The organism is Rhodococcus sp. (in: high G+C Gram-positive bacteria), from assembly GCF_049299235.1.
Taxonomy (GTDB): domain Bacteria; phylum Actinomycetota; class Actinomycetes; order Mycobacteriales; family Mycobacteriaceae; genus Rhodococcus.
This window is the reverse complement of sequence record NZ_JBAQXC010000323.1, coordinates 20,336-37,156: the sequence shown is the minus strand read 5'-3', so window position 1 is coordinate 37,156 and position 16,821 is coordinate 20,336. Positions and strand designations below refer to the sequence as shown.

Annotated in this window: 14 protein-coding genes; 8 read left to right on the top strand and 6 right to left on the bottom strand. The window is 69.2% G+C overall.

Annotated features, from left to right (window positions below; translation table 11 throughout):
- Together WAX14_RS20250 and WAX14_RS20245 are read left to right on the top strand one after the other, a co-directional pair.
- A partial coding sequence (locus WAX14_RS20250; RefSeq protein ID WP_422629836.1) for a RecB family exonuclease occupies positions 1-826 on the top strand: 826 nt, incomplete at its 5' end.
- A complete protein-coding gene (locus WAX14_RS20245; protein WP_422629835.1) occupies positions 823-4,230 on the top strand; it encodes an ATP-dependent helicase in 3,408 nt (1,135 codons plus the stop codon). The genes WAX14_RS20250 and WAX14_RS20245, both read left to right, overlap by 4 nt.
- A gap of 185 nt (positions 4,231-4,415) precedes the next feature.
- On the opposite strand, the gene WAX14_RS20240 is transcribed toward WAX14_RS20245, so the two are convergent.
- On the bottom strand, positions 4,416-5,423 hold the full coding sequence (locus tag WAX14_RS20240) for a quinone oxidoreductase family protein (protein ID WP_422629834.1): 1,008 nt from the start codon (positions 5,421-5,423) through the stop codon (positions 4,416-4,418).
- Positions 5,424-5,512: 89 nt separating this feature from the next.
- Here WAX14_RS20240 and WAX14_RS20235 point away from each other — a divergent pair, with 89 nt between their 5' ends.
- Positions 5,513-6,088 carry a TetR/AcrR family transcriptional regulator gene (locus WAX14_RS20235; protein WP_422629833.1) on the top strand — a complete coding sequence of 192 codons (576 nt, stop codon included), beginning with the start codon at positions 5,513-5,515 and terminating at the stop codon, positions 6,086-6,088.
- Positions 6,089-6,116: 28 nt separating this feature from the next.
- Here the strand turns inward: WAX14_RS20235 and WAX14_RS20230 are convergent, their stop codons facing one another.
- Entirely contained in the window at positions 6,117-6,515 is a 399-nt protein-coding gene (locus WAX14_RS20230; protein WP_422629832.1) for a MauE/DoxX family redox-associated membrane protein, read from the bottom strand.
- A gap of 94 nt (positions 6,516-6,609) precedes the next feature.
- On the opposite strand from WAX14_RS20230, the gene WAX14_RS20225 reads away from it, so the two are divergent.
- Positions 6,610-7,677, top strand: a complete 1,068-nt coding sequence (locus tag WAX14_RS20225; protein WP_422629831.1) for a potassium channel family protein — start codon at positions 6,610-6,612, stop codon at positions 7,675-7,677.
- A gap of 52 nt (positions 7,678-7,729) precedes the next feature.
- Positions 7,730-8,629, top strand: a complete 900-nt coding sequence (gene nudC / locus WAX14_RS20220) for an NAD(+) diphosphatase (RefSeq protein ID WP_422629830.1) — start codon at positions 7,730-7,732, stop codon at positions 8,627-8,629.
- Positions 8,630-8,644: 15 nt separating this feature from the next.
- On the opposite strand, the gene WAX14_RS20215 is transcribed toward nudC, so the two are convergent.
- Complete coding sequence (locus WAX14_RS20215) at positions 8,645-8,899, bottom strand: mycoredoxin (RefSeq protein WP_422629829.1); 255 nt, start codon at positions 8,897-8,899, stop codon at positions 8,645-8,647.
- Between the two features lie 122 nt (positions 8,900-9,021).
- On the opposite strand from WAX14_RS20215, the gene WAX14_RS20210 reads away from it, so the two are divergent.
- On the top strand, positions 9,022-11,154 hold the full coding sequence (locus tag WAX14_RS20210) for an ATP-dependent DNA helicase UvrD2 (RefSeq protein WP_422629828.1): 2,133 nt from the start codon (positions 9,022-9,024) through the stop codon (positions 11,152-11,154).
- 395 nt (positions 11,155-11,549) lie between these two features.
- Positions 11,550-11,834: a WhiB family transcriptional regulator gene (locus WAX14_RS20205; RefSeq protein ID WP_422629842.1), complete on the top strand. Its 285-nt coding sequence runs from the start codon at positions 11,550-11,552 to the stop codon at positions 11,832-11,834.
- 57 nt (positions 11,835-11,891) lie between these two features.
- Here WAX14_RS20205 and WAX14_RS20200 read toward each other — a convergent pair whose 3' ends face one another.
- The 3 genes from WAX14_RS20200 to WAX14_RS20190 form a co-directional block, all read right to left on the bottom strand.
- Positions 11,892-13,235 carry an ABC1 kinase family protein gene (locus WAX14_RS20200; protein ID WP_422629841.1) on the bottom strand — a complete coding sequence of 448 codons (1,344 nt, stop codon included), beginning with the start codon at positions 13,233-13,235 and terminating at the stop codon, positions 11,892-11,894.
- On the bottom strand, positions 13,232-14,152 hold the full coding sequence (locus WAX14_RS20195; protein ID WP_422629827.1) for a hypothetical protein: 921 nt from the start codon (positions 14,150-14,152) through the stop codon (positions 13,232-13,234). Before WAX14_RS20195 ends, WAX14_RS20200 begins: the two co-directional genes overlap by 4 nt.
- A 94-nt stretch (positions 14,153-14,246) precedes the next feature.
- Positions 14,247-15,704, bottom strand: coding sequence for a zinc-dependent metalloprotease (locus WAX14_RS20190; protein WP_422629826.1), 1,458 nt, complete (start codon positions 15,702-15,704; stop codon positions 14,247-14,249).
- Positions 15,705-15,793: 89 nt separating this feature from the next.
- Between WAX14_RS20190 and WAX14_RS20185 the strand changes: the two genes are divergently transcribed.
- Complete coding sequence (locus WAX14_RS20185) at positions 15,794-16,819, top strand: PDZ domain-containing protein (RefSeq protein ID WP_422629825.1); 1,026 nt, start codon at positions 15,794-15,796, stop codon at positions 16,817-16,819.
- The last annotated feature ends 2 nt before the right edge of the window (positions 16,820-16,821 follow it).

Genomic DNA, 16,821 nt, shown 5'->3' with positions numbered 1-16,821 from the left:
CCCGAGTACCGACCGGCCACTGTGGGACACCGACACCGAGGCGGTGCCGCTGTCCCCGTCCACGATCGAGCAGCTCACGAGTTGCCCGCTGCGGTGGATGTTCGAGCGGCACGGCGGCACCGACGGCGAGAACTCGCCCGCGGTCGCGGGCACACTCGTGCACACCCTGGTGCAGGCCCTCGCCGGTCGAATACCGCCCGACCAGGTGGATCGTGCCCTCGAACGTGCCTGGGACTCCGTCGATCTCGGATCCCAGTGGTATGCACGACGCGAGCTGGAACGAACCCGCACGATGCTGGAGACGTTCACGACCTGGCTGCACGGTTCGCGCGGCGAGCTGACCGAGGTGGGTGTCGAGGTCGGTGTCGACGGCATCCTCGAACCGCCCACCGAGGACCTGCCCCGAGTGCAGTTACGCGGTCGCATCGACCGCCTCGAACGGGACCTGGACGGGCGGCCTGTCGTCGTCGATGTCAAGACTGCGAAGAATCCGGTCACCAAGGACGCTGCACGCGACCACGCGCAACTCGCCGCCTATCAGGTTGCGGCCGCGGCCGGCGCGATCGAGGGCGAACCGGCGACCGAACCGGGTGGAGCGCGGTTGGTGTTCGTGGCCAAATCGCACAACAAGGACGGCGCCGCGCAGCGCGTGCAGCCGCCCCTGGATGCGGAGGGGATCGAGCATTGGCGCACGGTCATCCACGAAGCCGCCGCCGCCACCCGCGGACCGCAGTTCCTCGCGCAGGTCAACGACGGATGCCGGCACTGCCCGGTGATGTCGAGTTGCCCCGCGCACGACGAAGGCAGGCAGGTGACCGGCGGATGAGCACACCGCGGGTGCGTCATGAGCGGCGTGTCGGGGCGGTCGAACTCGCCGCCGCGCTGGGGCAGAAATTCGCGCCGACCGCCGAGCAGTGCGCCGTCATCGAGGCGCCGCGCGGGCCGGTGCTCGTCGTCGCAGGTGCAGGCGCGGGCAAGACCGAGACGATGGCCGCGCGGGTGGTGTGGCTGGTCGCCAACGGATTCGTCGAGCCGGAACAGGTATTGGGCCTGACGTTCACCCGGAAGGCCGCGCAGCAGCTGACCACCCGCATCCGTAAGCGCCTGGCCACGCTCGCCGGGTCGCGGCTGGTGCGCGACCTCGACCCGAGCGGCGCATTACGCGGTCGTATCCTCGGCAGCGAGCCGGAGGTGAGCACCTACCACGCGTATGCGGGACGTCTGCTCGGTGAGCACGGACTGTTGCTGCCCATCGAACCGTCGGCGACATTGCTGTCGGAAACCGAATTGTGGCAGATCGCGCATCGGGTGGTCAGCGCGTGGGACGGCGACCTCGACACCGATCGCAACCCCGCCTCGGTCACCGAGGCCGTGCTCGCGTTGTCCGGGCAGCTCGCCGAGCACCTCGTCGACCCCGACGATCTGCGGCAGGCGCACACCGAGCTCGACAAGCTGATCCACACGCTGCCCGCCGGGCCGGGGCAGCGCGGCGGCCCGTCGAAGGCACTGCTCGACCTCCTTGGTGCCCAGCACGACCGAATTGCGTTGCTGCCGTTGGTGCAGCGGCTCGCCGACACGTTGCGACGTGAGGGTGCGCTCGACTTCGGCAGTCAGATGTCGCTCGCGGCACGGGTCGCGCAGGACCATTCCGAGGTGGGCCGTGGCGAACGCGAACGGTTCCGGGTGGTTCTGCTCGACGAGTACCAGGACACAGGGCACACCCAGCGGATCCTGCTGTCGTCCCTGTTCGGTGGTGACCAGGACCCGGAACTCGCGGTGACCGCGGTGGGTGACCCCATGCAGTCGATCTACGGGTGGCGCGGCGCGTCGGCGGCGAATCTGCCGCGGTTCACCACCGATTTCCCGGTCCGCGGCCGGCCCGCACCGATCCTGGAACTGCTCACCAGTTGGCGCAACCCACCGGAGGCGTTGACACTGGCCAACCACGTTACCGAACCGTTGCGCTACGGCGGTGTCGCGGTCAGCACGCTGCGTCCGCGCCCGGGCGCGGACCCCGGCGATGTACGGCTCGCGCTGCACCCGGACATCGTGGCCGAACGCGACTGGATCGCAGACCGGATCGCCGCCGAATACCGCGTGGACGGTCGTGAGAAGCCGCCGACCGCTGCGGTGCTGGTGCGCCGCAACGCCGACGCCGCCCCCATCGCCGAAGCGCTACGCGTGCGGGGTCTGCCCGTCGAGGTCGTCGGACTCGGGGGTCTGCTGCACACCCCGGAGGTCGCCGATGTCATCGCGATGCTGCGGTTGGCGGCGGACCCGATGGCGGGGAGTTGCGCGGTGCGGGTACTCACCGGTGCGCGCTGGCAACTCGGGGCCGCCGACCTGACGGCGTTGTGGCGGCGGGCCCGCGAGCTGGCGATCGGTGGCCGATACGCGGTCACCGGCGCGGTCGCCGATACGGCGACTCTCGACGACGCACTCGATGCGGCCATGCCCGGCGAACAGGCCGAACAGGCCGGCCTCGCCGATGCAATCTCGGACCCGGGTGCACGACAACGCTATTCGGAGTTCGGGTATGCGCGTATCACCGCGCTCGCGAAGGAGTTGGCGTCGCTGCGCGAGCGACTCGGGCAGCCGCTCACCGAACTCGTCGCCGAGGTCGAACGCGTGCTCGGCATCGGAATCGAAGCCCAGGCCCGGGTCGACACCAGGGGAGCTGTCACCGGCCGCGAACACCTCGACGCGTTCGCCGACGTCGTTGCCGGATATGCCGGACGCGGTGCCACCACGCTCACCGGACTGCTTGCCTATCTGGCCGCCGCCGAACAGATCGAACAGGGTCTCGCGCCCGGTGAGGTGGAGGTCGACCCGAACTGCGTGCAGGTGCTCACGGTGCACTCGGCGAAGGGCCTCGAATGGGAGGTCGTGGCCGTGCCGCACGTCAGCGCCGGGGTGTTCCCGTCGTCGACGGCGGCGGTCACGTGGCTCGGTGCGGTCGCGGAACTCCCGCCGCAGTTGCGCGGCGACCGCGCCGACACCGCGGCGGGCAGTGACGCGACGGACGGGGTGCCGCTGCTCGACCTCGACGACGTCTACGACCGCAAAGTCCTCGAGAACACGATCGCCGCCCACAAGGACGCGCTCAAACAGCGCAAACTCGACGAGGATCGCCGCCTGTTCTATGTCGCGTTGACCCGGACCGAACGAGTCCTGCTCGTCTCGGCGCACCACTGGGCCGAGTCGGGGAGCCAGCCGAAGGGCCCGTCGCCGTTCCTGACCGAACTGCACGACCTCGTGGAGACGCAACCGGATCTCGGCGCGATCGACACCTGGGCACCCGCCCCGGACGCCGGCACCGACAATCCGCTGGCGGCGACCCCGCACACGGCGCCGTGGCCGCGCGACCCGCTCGGGGCCCGCCGTGCCGACGTCGAACACGGTGCGGCATTGGTGCTCGCCGCGCTCGACGAACCCGAGCCGGCACCCCCGGCGAGCATCGAGGACGATCCCGACGACTGGGCCGCCGACGTCGATGCGCTGCTCGCTGAACGTGAGCGCCGCGTCGAACACGGCGCCGAGGTGATGCTGCCCGCGCAGATGTCGGTCAGTCAGCTCGTCGACCTCGCGACCGACCCGGATGCGCTCGCCGCCCGGCTGCGGCGACCGCTGCCGTTCCGGCCGAATCCGCTCGCCCGCCGTGGTACCGCGTTCCACGCGTGGCTCGAACGACGCTACGGCGCGACGCGGCTGCTGGATCTCGACGAGTTGCCGGGTGCCGACGACGAGGGCGGCGACGAATCCGACTTCGACCGGTTGCAGGAAGCGTTCCTGCGGTCACCGTGGGCGCAGCGCAGCCCCGTCGAGGTGGAGGTGCCGTTCGAGACGTCCCTCGGCGGTACCGTGATCCGTGGGCGCATCGACGCGGTGTTCGAGGATCCGGACGGCGGCTGGACGGTCATCGACTGGAAGACCGGTGCCGAACCGACCGACGAGAAACTGAAGTCGGTGGCGCTGCAACTCGCCGCCTACCGTCTCGCGTGGGCGCAGCTCATGGCCGCGCGCACCGTCCGACGCACCGGTCGTCCCGCCGAGCCTCCTCTCGATCGGGTGCGGGCCGCATTCCACTATGTCCGGACCGGACGGACGGTCGCGCCTGCCGATCTGCCGGGCGCCGGGGAACTCGAGCGGTTGATCCGCGCGGCCGGTGTAGTGCGTGATGGTTCTGATTCGTCAACTTCCGAAGGTGGAGCGCCGCAGGATATTTCATAGTCGCGATTGCGTCCGGACGCGGTGTGGCCGACCGGGGACCGGCAAGCCGGCCGGCGCAAGCATTCGGCCGCCCTGGTGGAGGCTCGCCCCACCAGGGGCGGTCGTGCCCGTCACGTCCGTCCCGGCGCTCCGGTCGGCCGGTTGCGGGCTCGCGCCCTTCCAACGGCCCGCGACCGCATCGGTGCCTACCGCGACTGCGGGTTGTCGTCGACCCGGGGAGTGGTGGGCGCCAGGATCACTTTGCCGGCTGTCCGCCGCTCCTCGATCTTCTCGTGCGCGAGGTGGGCCCGGTCGAGCGGGATCACGGAATCGACCAGCGGAGTGACGGTTCCGGTAGCGGCCCGCGCGAGCATCTCGGCCTTGGCGGCGGCGACGCGCCCGAGCCAGGCCGGTCCGGCGCACCCCGTGAGCGTGAGCCCGCGGAAGAGCAGGTCCTCGGTGGTGACGGCGGCCGGTCGGCCGGTCAGGAGTCCGTAGACCAGCATGCGTCCGCCCGCTGGTGTCATCGCATCGAGGAGCCCGGTCGCCGCGTCGCCACCGATCGACTCGAAGACGACATCGATCGTGTTGCCGCCCAGTGACTCGCGGACAGTTTCCTGCCAGCCGGAGACGGAGTGGTCGAGGGCGTCGTCCGCGCCGAGTGCCCTCGCCTGCTCGCGTTTCGCGGCGGTGCCAGCAGTCGCGACGATCCGTCCGGCGCCGAATTCCCGTGCCAGCTGCGTGAGGTAGGCGCCGACGCCGGTAGCCGCGGCTTCCACGAGGACCGTCTCGCCTTCTCGAAGTGCCGCGGCCCGCAGCAGTGTCAAGGCCACCGCGCCCGGTACCGCCACGGCGACGGCGTCGATCGTCGACAGGCCGTCCGGGATCGGAATCGCCGAAGACGCCGTCACGGCAACCTGTTCGGCGTAGGCGCCGGTGCCGTCGTCGGTCGTTGCGACGACCCGCGTGCCGATCAGGCCGAGATCGACTCCCGGCCCCACGTCGGTGACGACTCCGGCCGCTTCGCCACCGAACACGAAGGGCGGAGCGGTCGGTGTGGGGTACGTCCCCGATCGGAGTTGGGTCTCGGCGAAATGGACTCCGATCGCGTCGGTGTGGATCAGTACCTGACCGGGGCCCGGTATCGGCGCGGGTACATCGCGTGCCATCAGAACGCCGGGTTCGCCGACCGAGGTCATTACGATTGCTTGCATCAGACACTCCCTTAAGTTGACCGATGGTCCAGTTATGGGGACGCGCCGCACGTTATGGGCCGACGGTCAACTTGTCAATGGAGGTACGCGTGAGTAACGAACACAGGCGTGAGCGCAGCGACGCGGTGCGCAACCGGCGGGTGATTCTCGAGGCCACGGACGCCCTGCTGATCGAGTTCGGCGCCGACAACGTCTCTATCGAACAGATTGCCCGGGCCGCCGGAGTGGGCAAGGGCACGATCTTCCACCGCTTCGGTAACCGGGCCGGATTGATGCGGGCGTTGGTCTACGAGCGCGCCCACGCCCTGCGCGCCGCCGTCCTCGCCGGAGACCCGCCCCTGGGACCGGGTGCGCCGGCCGACGAGCGTCTGCTCGCCTACTTCGACGAGATGTTCCGGCTGGTCGTGAACAACGTCGAATTGATGATCGCCTACGACAACGCCACCGACGATCCGCATGCCGAGGCGATCCATGCATTCTGGTACGGGCACATCGAGGCACTACTGGCGGACGCTCGACCGGATGTCGACGCCGAGGTACTGGCCAGGGTCCTGCTCGGCACGCTGGGGGGCGAGATGGTCCTGCACCACATTCGCACGGGTCGGGCCGAGCGGCTCGCCGCAGCGATACACAGCCTCGTCGAATCGGTCGTGCGGCCCGGGTGACGCCGGGCCGGAACCGCGCGTCCTGCCGTCAGGGCGTGTGCCGGTCGGTTCCCCGCCACACCTTCACGGCCTCGGTGATCAACGGGATTTGCAGCGGTAGACGCGCGACGGCGACCGTCTTCGCCGCGGCCGAGACACGGTCGCTGCGCAACCACGACACGGCCATCTGAATGTTGCCGGGGAACACCGCGACGAACAGCGCGGCGGCGAGGGCGCCACCGAGTCGCCGCGTCCGCGGGATCACCAGCGCGGTTCCGACGGCCAGTTCCGCGACCCCCGAGGCGTAGGTGTAGGTGCGGGCCTCGCCCGGCAGTGCCCGCGGCACGATCCGGTCGAAGGGTTGCGGGCGAACGAAATGCAGCGTTCCCGAGCCGAGCAGGAGCGCAGCGAGCCGCAGGGCGGCGGTGCGGGTCGGTTGAGTGGACATGTGCGCCACGGTAGTCCACGGCGCGTAGGCTGCGACGCGACGTCTGCACCCACCGGTGCCGACACACCGACGACGACAAGGTGGAGTCCACGCAATGCCCGGTAGGTTGCGCGCGCGGTTCAGCCGCTCCGATCAGCTCACCGAACGCCCGGATTTTGCGCTCGTGGGTGTCCTGCGGGTACCGCAGGAACAGCGGAGCCCCAGCGTGGCCATCGCCCGGCGTATCGGATACGCGCTTGCCGCGTTGACCCTGGCGGTTCTCGTCGTCTACATCGACCGCGACGGATACCGCGACGTGCAGGACAACGAGATGTCCCTGCTCGACTGCATCTACTACGCGACGGTCTCGCTCTCCACCACCGGCTACGGAGACATCACACCGTTCACACCCGAAGCGCGATTGCTCAACGTCCTGTTGATCACCCCGCTGCGGATCTTCTTCCTCATCGTCCTGGTCGGTACGACACTCTCGGCGCTGACCGAGAATTCCCGGCAGGCGTTCAAGATTCAGCGTTGGAGGCGCAGAGTGCGTAATCACACCGTCGTCATCGGCTACGGCACCAAGGGCCGCACCGCCGTCGACGCCATGCTCGGCGACGGCATTGCGCCGTCGGACATCGTGGTGGTGGACATGGACCCGATCGTGTTGGAAACGGCAGCCGGGCAGGGGTTGGTGACGGTGCACGGGTCGGCGACGAAATCGGACGTGCTGCGCCTGGCCGGAGTACAGCACGCGTCGGCGGTCATCGTCGCCGCGAACCGCGACGACACCGCGGTGCTCGTGACGCTCAGCGCCCGCGAGATCGCCCCGAAAGCGAAGATCGTCGCCGCGATCCGCGAATCGGAGAACACCCACCTGTTGCGGCAGTCCGGCGCAGATTCGGTGGTCATCTCCTCCGAAACCGCGGGCCGGTTGCTCGGCATCGCGACGACCACCCCGAATGTCGTCGAGATGATCGAGGACCTACTGACCCCCGAGGCCGGGTTCGCGATCGCCGAACGCGACGTCGAACCGGGGGAGGTCGGCGGGTCGCCGCGGCACCTGTCCGACATCGTGCTCGGGGTCGTCCGCGACGGACGTCTGCTGCGCATCGGCGCCCCGGAGGTCGACGCCGTCGAAGCGAACGACAAGTTGCTCTACATCCGTCGCGTGTCGGCCTGATCCGGGTGTCGCCGCGACTTCCCTGTCCCGGTACGCGGTTAAGGTGCAGGGCGTGACCCGTTTCGAGCTGTCCGGCACCCCGTTGCTCTCCCGCACCGTCGTCGACCGCGCGGAGGAACTGCGTTCCGACGTCGACGCGCTGCGCGCAGGCTGGGCCCGGGCCCGGCTGCTGCGCGTCGACCGGCGCGGACAGGTGCCGGTCGACGGCACCACGGTGGTGCTCGGCAAGGCCGTCGAACTCGGGCCCGAACCACAATCCGGCGCGGTGTTCCTCGGCATCCGAGACGACCGGCACGTGTGGGCGGTACGGGTGCTCGCCCAGACCGGGCCGGTCGCGGACCTGCGTCGCCTCGGCGAGCACCTCGACAGTGCCGACGCCGACCTGATGGTCAGCGCGGTGGCGTTGCTGAACTGGCACGATCAGGCCGGGTTCAGCGCGCTCGACGGTTCCGCGACCGAACCGACGATGTCCGGATGGTCGCGCGTGAGCACCGTCAGCGGGCACGAGGAGTTTCCGCGCACCGACCCGGCGATCATCTGTCTCGTGCACGACGACGGCGACCGCGTGGTGCTCGCCCGTCAGCCCACGTGGCCGGAGCGGCGGTTCTCGGTGCTCGCCGGTTTCGTCGAGGCCGGTGAATCCCTCGAATCGTGTGTGGCCCGTGAGATTCGTGAAGAAGTCGGGCTCGACGTGCGCGACGTCCGTTACCTGGGTAGTCAGCCGTGGCCGTTCCCGCGGTCGGTGATGCTCGGATTCGCCGCGGTCGCGGATCCGGAACAGCCGTTCGCATTTCAGGACGGTGAGATCGCCGACGCGGCGTGGTTCACCCGCGACCAGGTACGCGCGGCGCTCGACGTGGGGGACTGGGCGTCGTCCGACGATGCGCCGCTGCTGCTGCCCGGGTCCATCTCGATCGCGCGCGGCATGCTAGAGGGGTGGGCGAACGCCTGACCCGGGCGGCGCGTCCTACAGGCCCAGTGCGGCCTTGACCTGGACCAGCGACGGGTTGGTGGCGGTGCTGCCGTCGGCGTACTGCACGGTCGGAACGACATGGTTGCCGCCGTTGACGCTGCCGACGAATTCCGCGGCGGCCGGGTCGGCCTCGATGTCGATCTCGGCGTAGGCGATGCCGTTCGCATCGAGTTGCGTCTTCAGCCGGCGGCAATAGCCGCACCAGGTCGTCGAATACATCGTGAGGGCGGGCGCTTCGCTCGTGGTCATGTCCGCGACAACGCCACATCGGGTCGGGTCTGTTCCCGGCGGGGTTTCGAATGTGTTCCGCACCACAGGGATCTGGGAGGCGCACGGTGGGGGTGTCGGCGCGCACTGCCATGATGGAGCCCATGCGAGCGGATGGCGCGGTGGACGGACTGGACCCACAGCAGGCGGCGGCGGTGCTCGCCCCCCGCGGACCGGTGTGTGTGCTCGCCGGTGCAGGCACCGGCAAGACCCGCACCATCACCCGGCGCATCGCCCACCTCGTCTCCGCCGGTCACGTCTCCGCCGGTCAGGTCCTCGCCGTGACGTTCACCGCCCGCGCGGCGGGCGAAATGCGATCCCGGCTGCGCGAGCTCGGTGTCGGCGGATCGAACACTCAGGTGCAGGCCCGCACCTTCCACGCCGCCGCGCTGCGTCAGCTGCGATACTTCTGGCCGCAGGTCGTCGGCGACATCTCGTGGCAACTGCTCGACCGCAAGTTCGCGGTCGTGTCGCAGGCCGCGCACCGCACCAAGTTCCCGACCGACAGCGACACCGTGCGCGACCTGCTCTCGGAAATCGAATGGGCGAAGGGATCGCTCATCGCCGCCGAGGACTATCCGGCCGCCGTCGAACGGATGCGTCGCGAACCGCCGGCCGATGCGGCGCGGGTCGCGGCCGTGTACGCGATGTACGAGAAGCTCAAGGTGCGCGAGGACGGCATGTACCTCGACTTCGACGACCTGCTGTTGCACACCGCCAGCGCACTCGAGGAGAACAACGCCGTCGCCGAGGAGTTCCGCGACCGGTACCGCTGCTTCGTCGTCGACGAATACCAGGACGTCACACCGCTGCAGCAGCGGGTGCTCGACGCCTGGCTCGGCGACCGCGACGACCTCACCGTCGTCGGCGACGCCAACCAGACCATCTACTCGTTCACCGGCGCCACCCCGAAATACCTGCTCGACTTCACCCGGCGCTTCCCGGATACGACGATCGTGCGCCTCGAACGCGACTACCGGTCCACCCCGCAGGTCGTCGACCTCGCCAACCAGGTGATCGGCGAAGCACGCGGGCGCATCGCAGGCACCCGGCTGCAACTGATCGGGCAGCGCCCGCCGGGCCCGCAACCGCACTTCGCCGAGTACGACGACGAGCCCGCCGAGGCCACCGCGGTCGCCAAGGCCATCGCGAAATTGCTGCGCGACGGGGTCGACGCCGCCGAGATCGCGGTGCTGTACCGGATCAACGCGCAGTCGGAGGCGTACGAGCAGGCGTTCACCCAGACCGGGATCCCGTATCAGGTGCGGGGCGGTGAAGGATTCTTCCAGCGGGACGAGGTTCGGCAGGCCGTGGGCGCGCTGCGGCAGACGAATGCCCGCGACGACCTGCCCGAGGAATCGGCCCGCGGTAGCGGACTCGTCACGCTCGTCCGGGCGGTTCTGGTACCGCTCGGTCTCACCGAAACGGAACCGGCCGGTGCACAGGCCCGGGAGCGGTGGGCGTCGCTGACCGCGCTGGTGGCACTGACCGAGGAACTGCTCGAACACCAACCCGAGCTCACCCTCGACGAGTTACTGCGCGACCTCGCGGCGCGCGCCGAGGCCCGGCAGCCACCGACCGTGCAGGGTGTGACGCTCGCGTCGCTGCACGCCGCCAAGGGCCTCGAATGGGATGCGGTGTTCCTGGTCGGGCTCGTCGACGGCACCCTGCCGATCACGCATGTCATCGGCGAGCGCAGCACCCCACCGGACGAGGCGGGCATCGAGGAGGAACGCCGCCTGCTGTATGTCGGGGTGACCCGCGCCCGTATCCACCTGCACCTGTCGTGGGCGCTGTCGCGCAGTGAGGGCGGCCGCCGGACGCGGCGGCGGTCCCGTTTCCTGCTCGGACTGATCCCCGACGATTCGCCGGCCTCGCGTATCGCCACGCCGCCGCCGTCGAAGAAGAAGCGGCCACAGTGCCGGGTGTGCGGCAAGCCGCTGATGGGATCGGCGTCGACGATGCTGGGCCGGTGCGAGGGCTGTCCGTCGAACCTCGACGAAAACCTGTTGGTGGCGTTGAAGAATTGGCGGCGGGAACGGTCGAAGGAACTGAAGGTTCCGGCCTACGTCGTGTTCAGCGACAACACGCTCGTTGCGATCGCCGAGCAGCGACCGGGCGACACCCGGTCACTGGTGACGATCCCGGGGATCGGCGCGAAGAAACTCGAACAGTACGGCGAGGACGTGCTGGCGCTCGTGCGGGGCGACCGATCCGTCGACACTCTCGGCATCTGACGGTAAAACCGCAGGTAGAAAATGGGTTGTGCGATCGGTGGTCGCGAATCTAGGCTGGATGACGTTGTCACGGGACGAACTCGTGCGCGAAACGATGTGAGGAGGTGGACACAATGCTCGGCTTCAACGCACTTGGAGCAGGTGTGGCTGCCGCGCGCGTCGTGGCGCCCATCGGCGCACCGTGGGCACATCGTGTCCGCGCTGCCGCAGCCTCGTCCGTGGCCCGAGGCAGGCTCCGGGAAATTTCCCGGTAGCTCGCTCATCGTTTCGGCCACGGACCCCGCTCAGCGGACCGTGGCCGTTTTTCTTTCGGCTGCCGTTCGCTCTCCATCTTCCGAACCAGCCAGAAGGAGGCCACTGTGCCGACCGCAACTGTGCCCGCCACGACCACGACCGTGACCGAGATCGGTTTCGCGATCGACCGGACCGGGGCGGCACGTGCGCGTGAACTCCCGTGCCGACAGGACAACCCGGATCTGTGGTTCGCCGAGAACCCGGCCGAACTCGAGCAGGCCAAGGCGCTGTGCATCGAGTGCCCCATCCGCACGCGTTGCCTCGCGGCGGCACTCGATCGCGCCGAACCGTGGGGTGTGTGGGGCGGCGAGATCCTCGACCACGGCACCGTCGTCGCTCGCAAGCGGCCCCGCGGGCGTCCCCGGAAACAATTGGTGTGCGCGTGAATTCGTGAAATACCCGGAATTCGTGAAACGTCCGGACTCGGTCCGGGGCGCTCGGGATCAGTCGAGTGCCTCGGACCGGTCGTCGGTGAATCCGGGCAGCCATTCCGACAGGATCCGCATGTACGGTGCGTACGCGTCGAGTTGCGCGCAGATGCCCACCGAGCCGAGCAGCACCCGGAACACGCTCAGATATTCCGGTGGCATGTTCAGCGTCCGTGCGGTGCGGAACTGGGGGCTGGAGAAGTCGGTGGCCGTGCCCGCCGCCTTCTGCAGCCACGCGCGCGTGAAGTGGAACGATTCGGTGCGAATCGGATCGGTGAACGGCCGCAGATAGTCCGCGATCTCGCGCTCGCTGACTTCTTTTCCCGGCAGTACGAACCGATTCGCATACAGCAGTTCGGTGAGATCGTCGAACTGTTCGTTCACTGCCAGGTGCACCATCCGGCCCAGCACCGGCGGCAGACCGTCGGGCATCGACGCGGTCGCGCCGAAATCGATGACGCCGAGGCGTCCGTCGTCGAGCAGCATGAAGTTTCCGGGATGCGGATCGCTGTGCAGCAGCCCGACCAGGGCAGGTGATGCGAAGTGGAACTCGGCGAGCAGTGCTCCGGCACGGTTGCGTTGCTCGCGGCTGCCGTTCTGGATGATCGCCGAGAGGGGTGTTGCCGAAAGCCATTCGCTCACCACAACTTTCGGGGCGCTCGCAACGACATGTGGGACGAAGAAGCGGGAATCTCCCTCGTAGGCGCGGGCGAACATGCGCTGATTTCCCGCCTCGATACGGTAGTCGAGTTCCTCCTCGGTGCGCGCCGACAGCTCGTCGAGCACCGGACGCACGTCGGTACCGGGTATGACGGTCGCGAACAGGCTCGCGAACCGTTGCAGGGTGCGCAGATCCGCACGCAGCGCCTCGTCGGCACCGGGATACTGCACCTTCACCGCGACATCGCGCCCGTCGGACCACACCGCCCGGTGCACCTGTCCGATACTCGCCGACGCCGACGGCACATCGTCGAACGAGGCGAAGCGCTCACGCCACCGCGTTCCGAGTTGCTGGTCCAGTACCCGATGCACAGCCTTCGTCGGTAGCGGCGGAGCCTCGGACTGCAGTTTGGTCAGGGCCTCGCGGTAGGGATCGGCGAACTCCTCCGGGACGGCAGCTTCCATGACGCTGAGCGCCTGCCCGAACTTCATGGCACCGCCCTTGAGTTCGCCGAGAACGGAGAACAACTGTTCGGCCGCCTTGGCGGTCAGTTCGGCGTCGATCTCGTCGCGGTCGCCGCCGGCCAACCGGCGTCCGAAACCCACGGCGGCGCGCCCGGCGATCCCGATCGGGATGCTCGCCAGCTTGGCGGTGCGGGAAGAGCTCTTGCGGGGAATTTCGGCCACGCACACCATCATGCCCGACCAGAACCCGTCGCCGGTGCACACGCGCATCGCGGATGCCGAAACCAGCGACGTGTCGTGAACCGATGAGCACCGAGGTCCACCTCGAGGGTGCGGTCGACGAGAATCGGCGCGGTCACCGGAGCGCCGCTCAGGACGGCGTCGAGTTGTCCCACGGCGACCGCCGCGGTCGCCAGCACCACGGCACGGTCGGCGCGACCGATGCGGCCGCACAACTGGGCCGCCAGATGCGGCCACACCGGATCCAGATCGGTGCGGGCAAGATCGGCGCACCGCAAGCAACTGGTCCGGCCGGGGACGACGAACGGGCCGACGACACCGCGACCGTCGCGAACCCGGACCGGTAGGTGCGGAATCCGATGGCGCATCAGGTCCTGCACCAGGTGCGGATCCGGTGTGAGCTCGTCGGTGAGCAGCACACACTGCACATTCCACGTCGAGGCATCGCTGGTCCGCGGATACGAACCCGACCGGGACACCCGCACCGACGACACCGCCAGGTGTCCGGTCACCGCATCCGAGAGCGGACCGTCGCCGTGGATCCGCACCCGCGGTTCGGTGCTTCCCGAGACGTCGCCGGCTTCCGTGCCGATGCCGCCGACGCTCGGGTCGGGGTGTACGGCCGCATCCCGCACTGCCCCCCACGCGACGAGATCATCGAGGATCGCTTCGACCGCGGCGACGTCCATGCCGCGATCGGCGACGAGCGACAGGACCGACTCACGCGGCCGGCGTCCGTCGAGCATCCGCAACACGGCCAGCAGATCGAACGTGGCGACACCGTCCGGTGGCGTCACCAGGGCACCCGTCTCGGGTCCCCACCCGAGCTGGACGGTTCCGTCCGGGCGACGGAGCAGTTCGAGGCAAGGATCGAGGGCGGGCCCGGCCGCGGGCGCAGGAGTCGACGTCATGGCGTCGAGCCTGACAGCCCCGCCACCCGGACACACCCTCGATCACCGAGTTATCCACAGACTGAAACCATCTTCTGCCTGCGGAAACAGGGCATCATGCAGATTCGTCGGAACCGGCGTCGTCGCCCTTCTCCCGCTCCGCGCGCTCACGTTCCTCCGTGGCACGCAACTGGGCGATCGGATCGTCGAACACCCCGGTGCCGCCGCCGAGCGCCCGATCGACGAAGCCGGCCGGGCTGTCCAGATCGGATGCGTCGGGCAGCAGATCCGGGTGGGCCCACACCTTGTCCCGCGCGTCCGCACCGGCCTGCTCGGTGAGGGTGCGCCACAGCGACGCGGCCTCCCGCACCTTGCGCGGCCGCAGTTCGAGGCCGACCAACGTCGCGAATGTCTGCTCGGCGGGTCCACCGGTCGCCCGACGACGACGCAGGGTCTCGCTCAACGCCGACGCCCCTGGCAGTCGCTCGCCCACCGCGTCCGACACGACGGTCTCGACCCAGCCCTCCACGAGCGCGAGCAGCGTCTCGAGCCGCTCGAGCGCCTGCTTCTGTTCCGGAGTGGTCTGCGGCTCCAGCGCACCCTGTTTGAGAATCTCCTCCAACTTCGACGGATCGGTCAGCGCAGACGGGTCCAGCCCCTGCGCGAGATCCTCGATGGCGGAGAAATCCATGCGGATATTGCGGGCGTAGTCCTCGACGGTCGCGAGCAAACGCTGCCGCAGCCACGGCACGTGGCTGTACAGACGGTGGTGCGCGGCTTCGCGGGCGGCCAGGAACACCAGTACTTCCTGGGCGGGCTGTTCGAGACCGTCACCGAACCTGTCGACCGCCTCGGGCAGCAGCGCCGCCGTACCGGCAGGCCCGAGCGGCAGCCCGATATCGGTGGAGGTCAGCACCTCCTTCGACAACTGGCCGAGCGCCTGACCGAGCTGCGAACCGAACGCGAGTCCGCCCATCTGACCGAACATGCCGAGCATCGGACCCGCCATCGCGCGGGCCTCTTCCGGCAACCCCTGCAACCACATGCCGTTCACTTGCTCGGCGACCGGGTCGCACAGTCGCTTCCAGGTGTCGAGGGTGTTCTCCAGCCACTCGACCGGTGTCCACGCGACCGTGCGCGTCGCACCGGCCGGAAGCGTCGTCGCGCCGTCGAGCCACAGTTCCGCGAGATGTGCCGCGTCGCGGACCGCATCGGATTCGCCGGCCGAGACAGGCGTGAAGGACCCGATCTGCTGCCGAGCCAGCTTCATGGCGACCTCGTAGTTCACCGGCCCGGTGCCGCCGCTTCCCATCGCGCTGCCCATGCCGCTGAGCATCTGGCCGAATTGGGCGAGCATCTGGCCGAACTGTGACGGATCGAAACCCTGTGCGCCGAAGGGATTTGCGCCGGCGTCTGCGCCGCCGAAGGGATTCGCGCCGCCGGGCAGCCCGAAACCGAACGGGGAGCTACCGGACGCGCCACCCTCCGATCCGGAACCGCCGGTGCCGGGATCGTCCTTCTTCCGGTCCGGGTCGTCGTCGGAGTTCGAGAATCCGAAAGGCGTGTCGCTCATGTATTCAACGGTACAAGGCTCCGGCGCGGTGACCGGCGTTCCGCGATCACGCTGATCGCGAACATCGGCCGCCCGCTACCCTGGGCCGGGTGAATCGACGCTTCGTGACGCCGCTCGCGGTGTTGATACCGTTGCTCGCCCTGGCGGGTATCGCCACCAACGTGAGGGTTCCGTACGTGGCGCTCGGTCCGGGGCCGACATTCGACACGCTCGGCGAGGCCGACGGCAAGCCCGTCGTGCAGATCGACGGCGCCGAACCCGACGCGACCAGCGGCCAACTGCGGATGACGACGGTCGGCGTCAACGATCAACTCACCCTTGCGCAGGCCCTGACCGTGTGGGTCAGCGGCCGGTATGCGCTCGCCCCGCGCGAGACCGTGTATCCACCGGACGTCAGCAAGGACGACGTCCGCGCGGCGGACCAGGCGATGTTCACCCAGTCCGAGCGCAGCGCCGAACTTGCTGCGCTGCATCATCTGGGGATGCCGGTCGTCGTTCGGGTCGCGCAGGTCGGCGAGGACGCGCCCGCCACCGGAGTGCTCCGCGAGGGCGATCAGATCGTCGCGGTCGCGGGGGAACCGGTGACGACGGCGGGCAGCGTGCAGCGCGCGGTCGGCGCGGTCGCCCCGGGCGCGGATCTGGACGTGCGGGTGCGACGTGACGGTGTCGACGAGGACACGCAGGTCACCGTTGCGTCGCGACCCGGCGACCCGGACAAGGGGTACCTCGGAATCACCACGGAGGAGGTACCGGAGGTGCCCTTCACCGTCACGTTCAACCTCGCCGACATCGGCGGGCCGTCCGCCGGCCTGATGTTCAGCCTCGCCGTCGTCGACAAGTTGAGCCCCGGCCCGCTCAACGGCGGACTCGCCGTCGCGGGTACCGGCACCATCGACTCGGACGGCAACGTCGGACCGATCGGCGGTATCACCCACAAACTCGACGGTGCGGTCGACGACGGCGCCACCGTCTTCCTGGTCCCCGCCGACAACTGCGCCGAGGCGCTCACCGACGTACCCGACGGGCTCCGGCTGATCAAGGTCGAATCGCTCGACGGCGCGATCGGCGCACTCGCGTCCGTCGCCGCCGGCGGCGAGGCACCCACCTGCGGCTGACG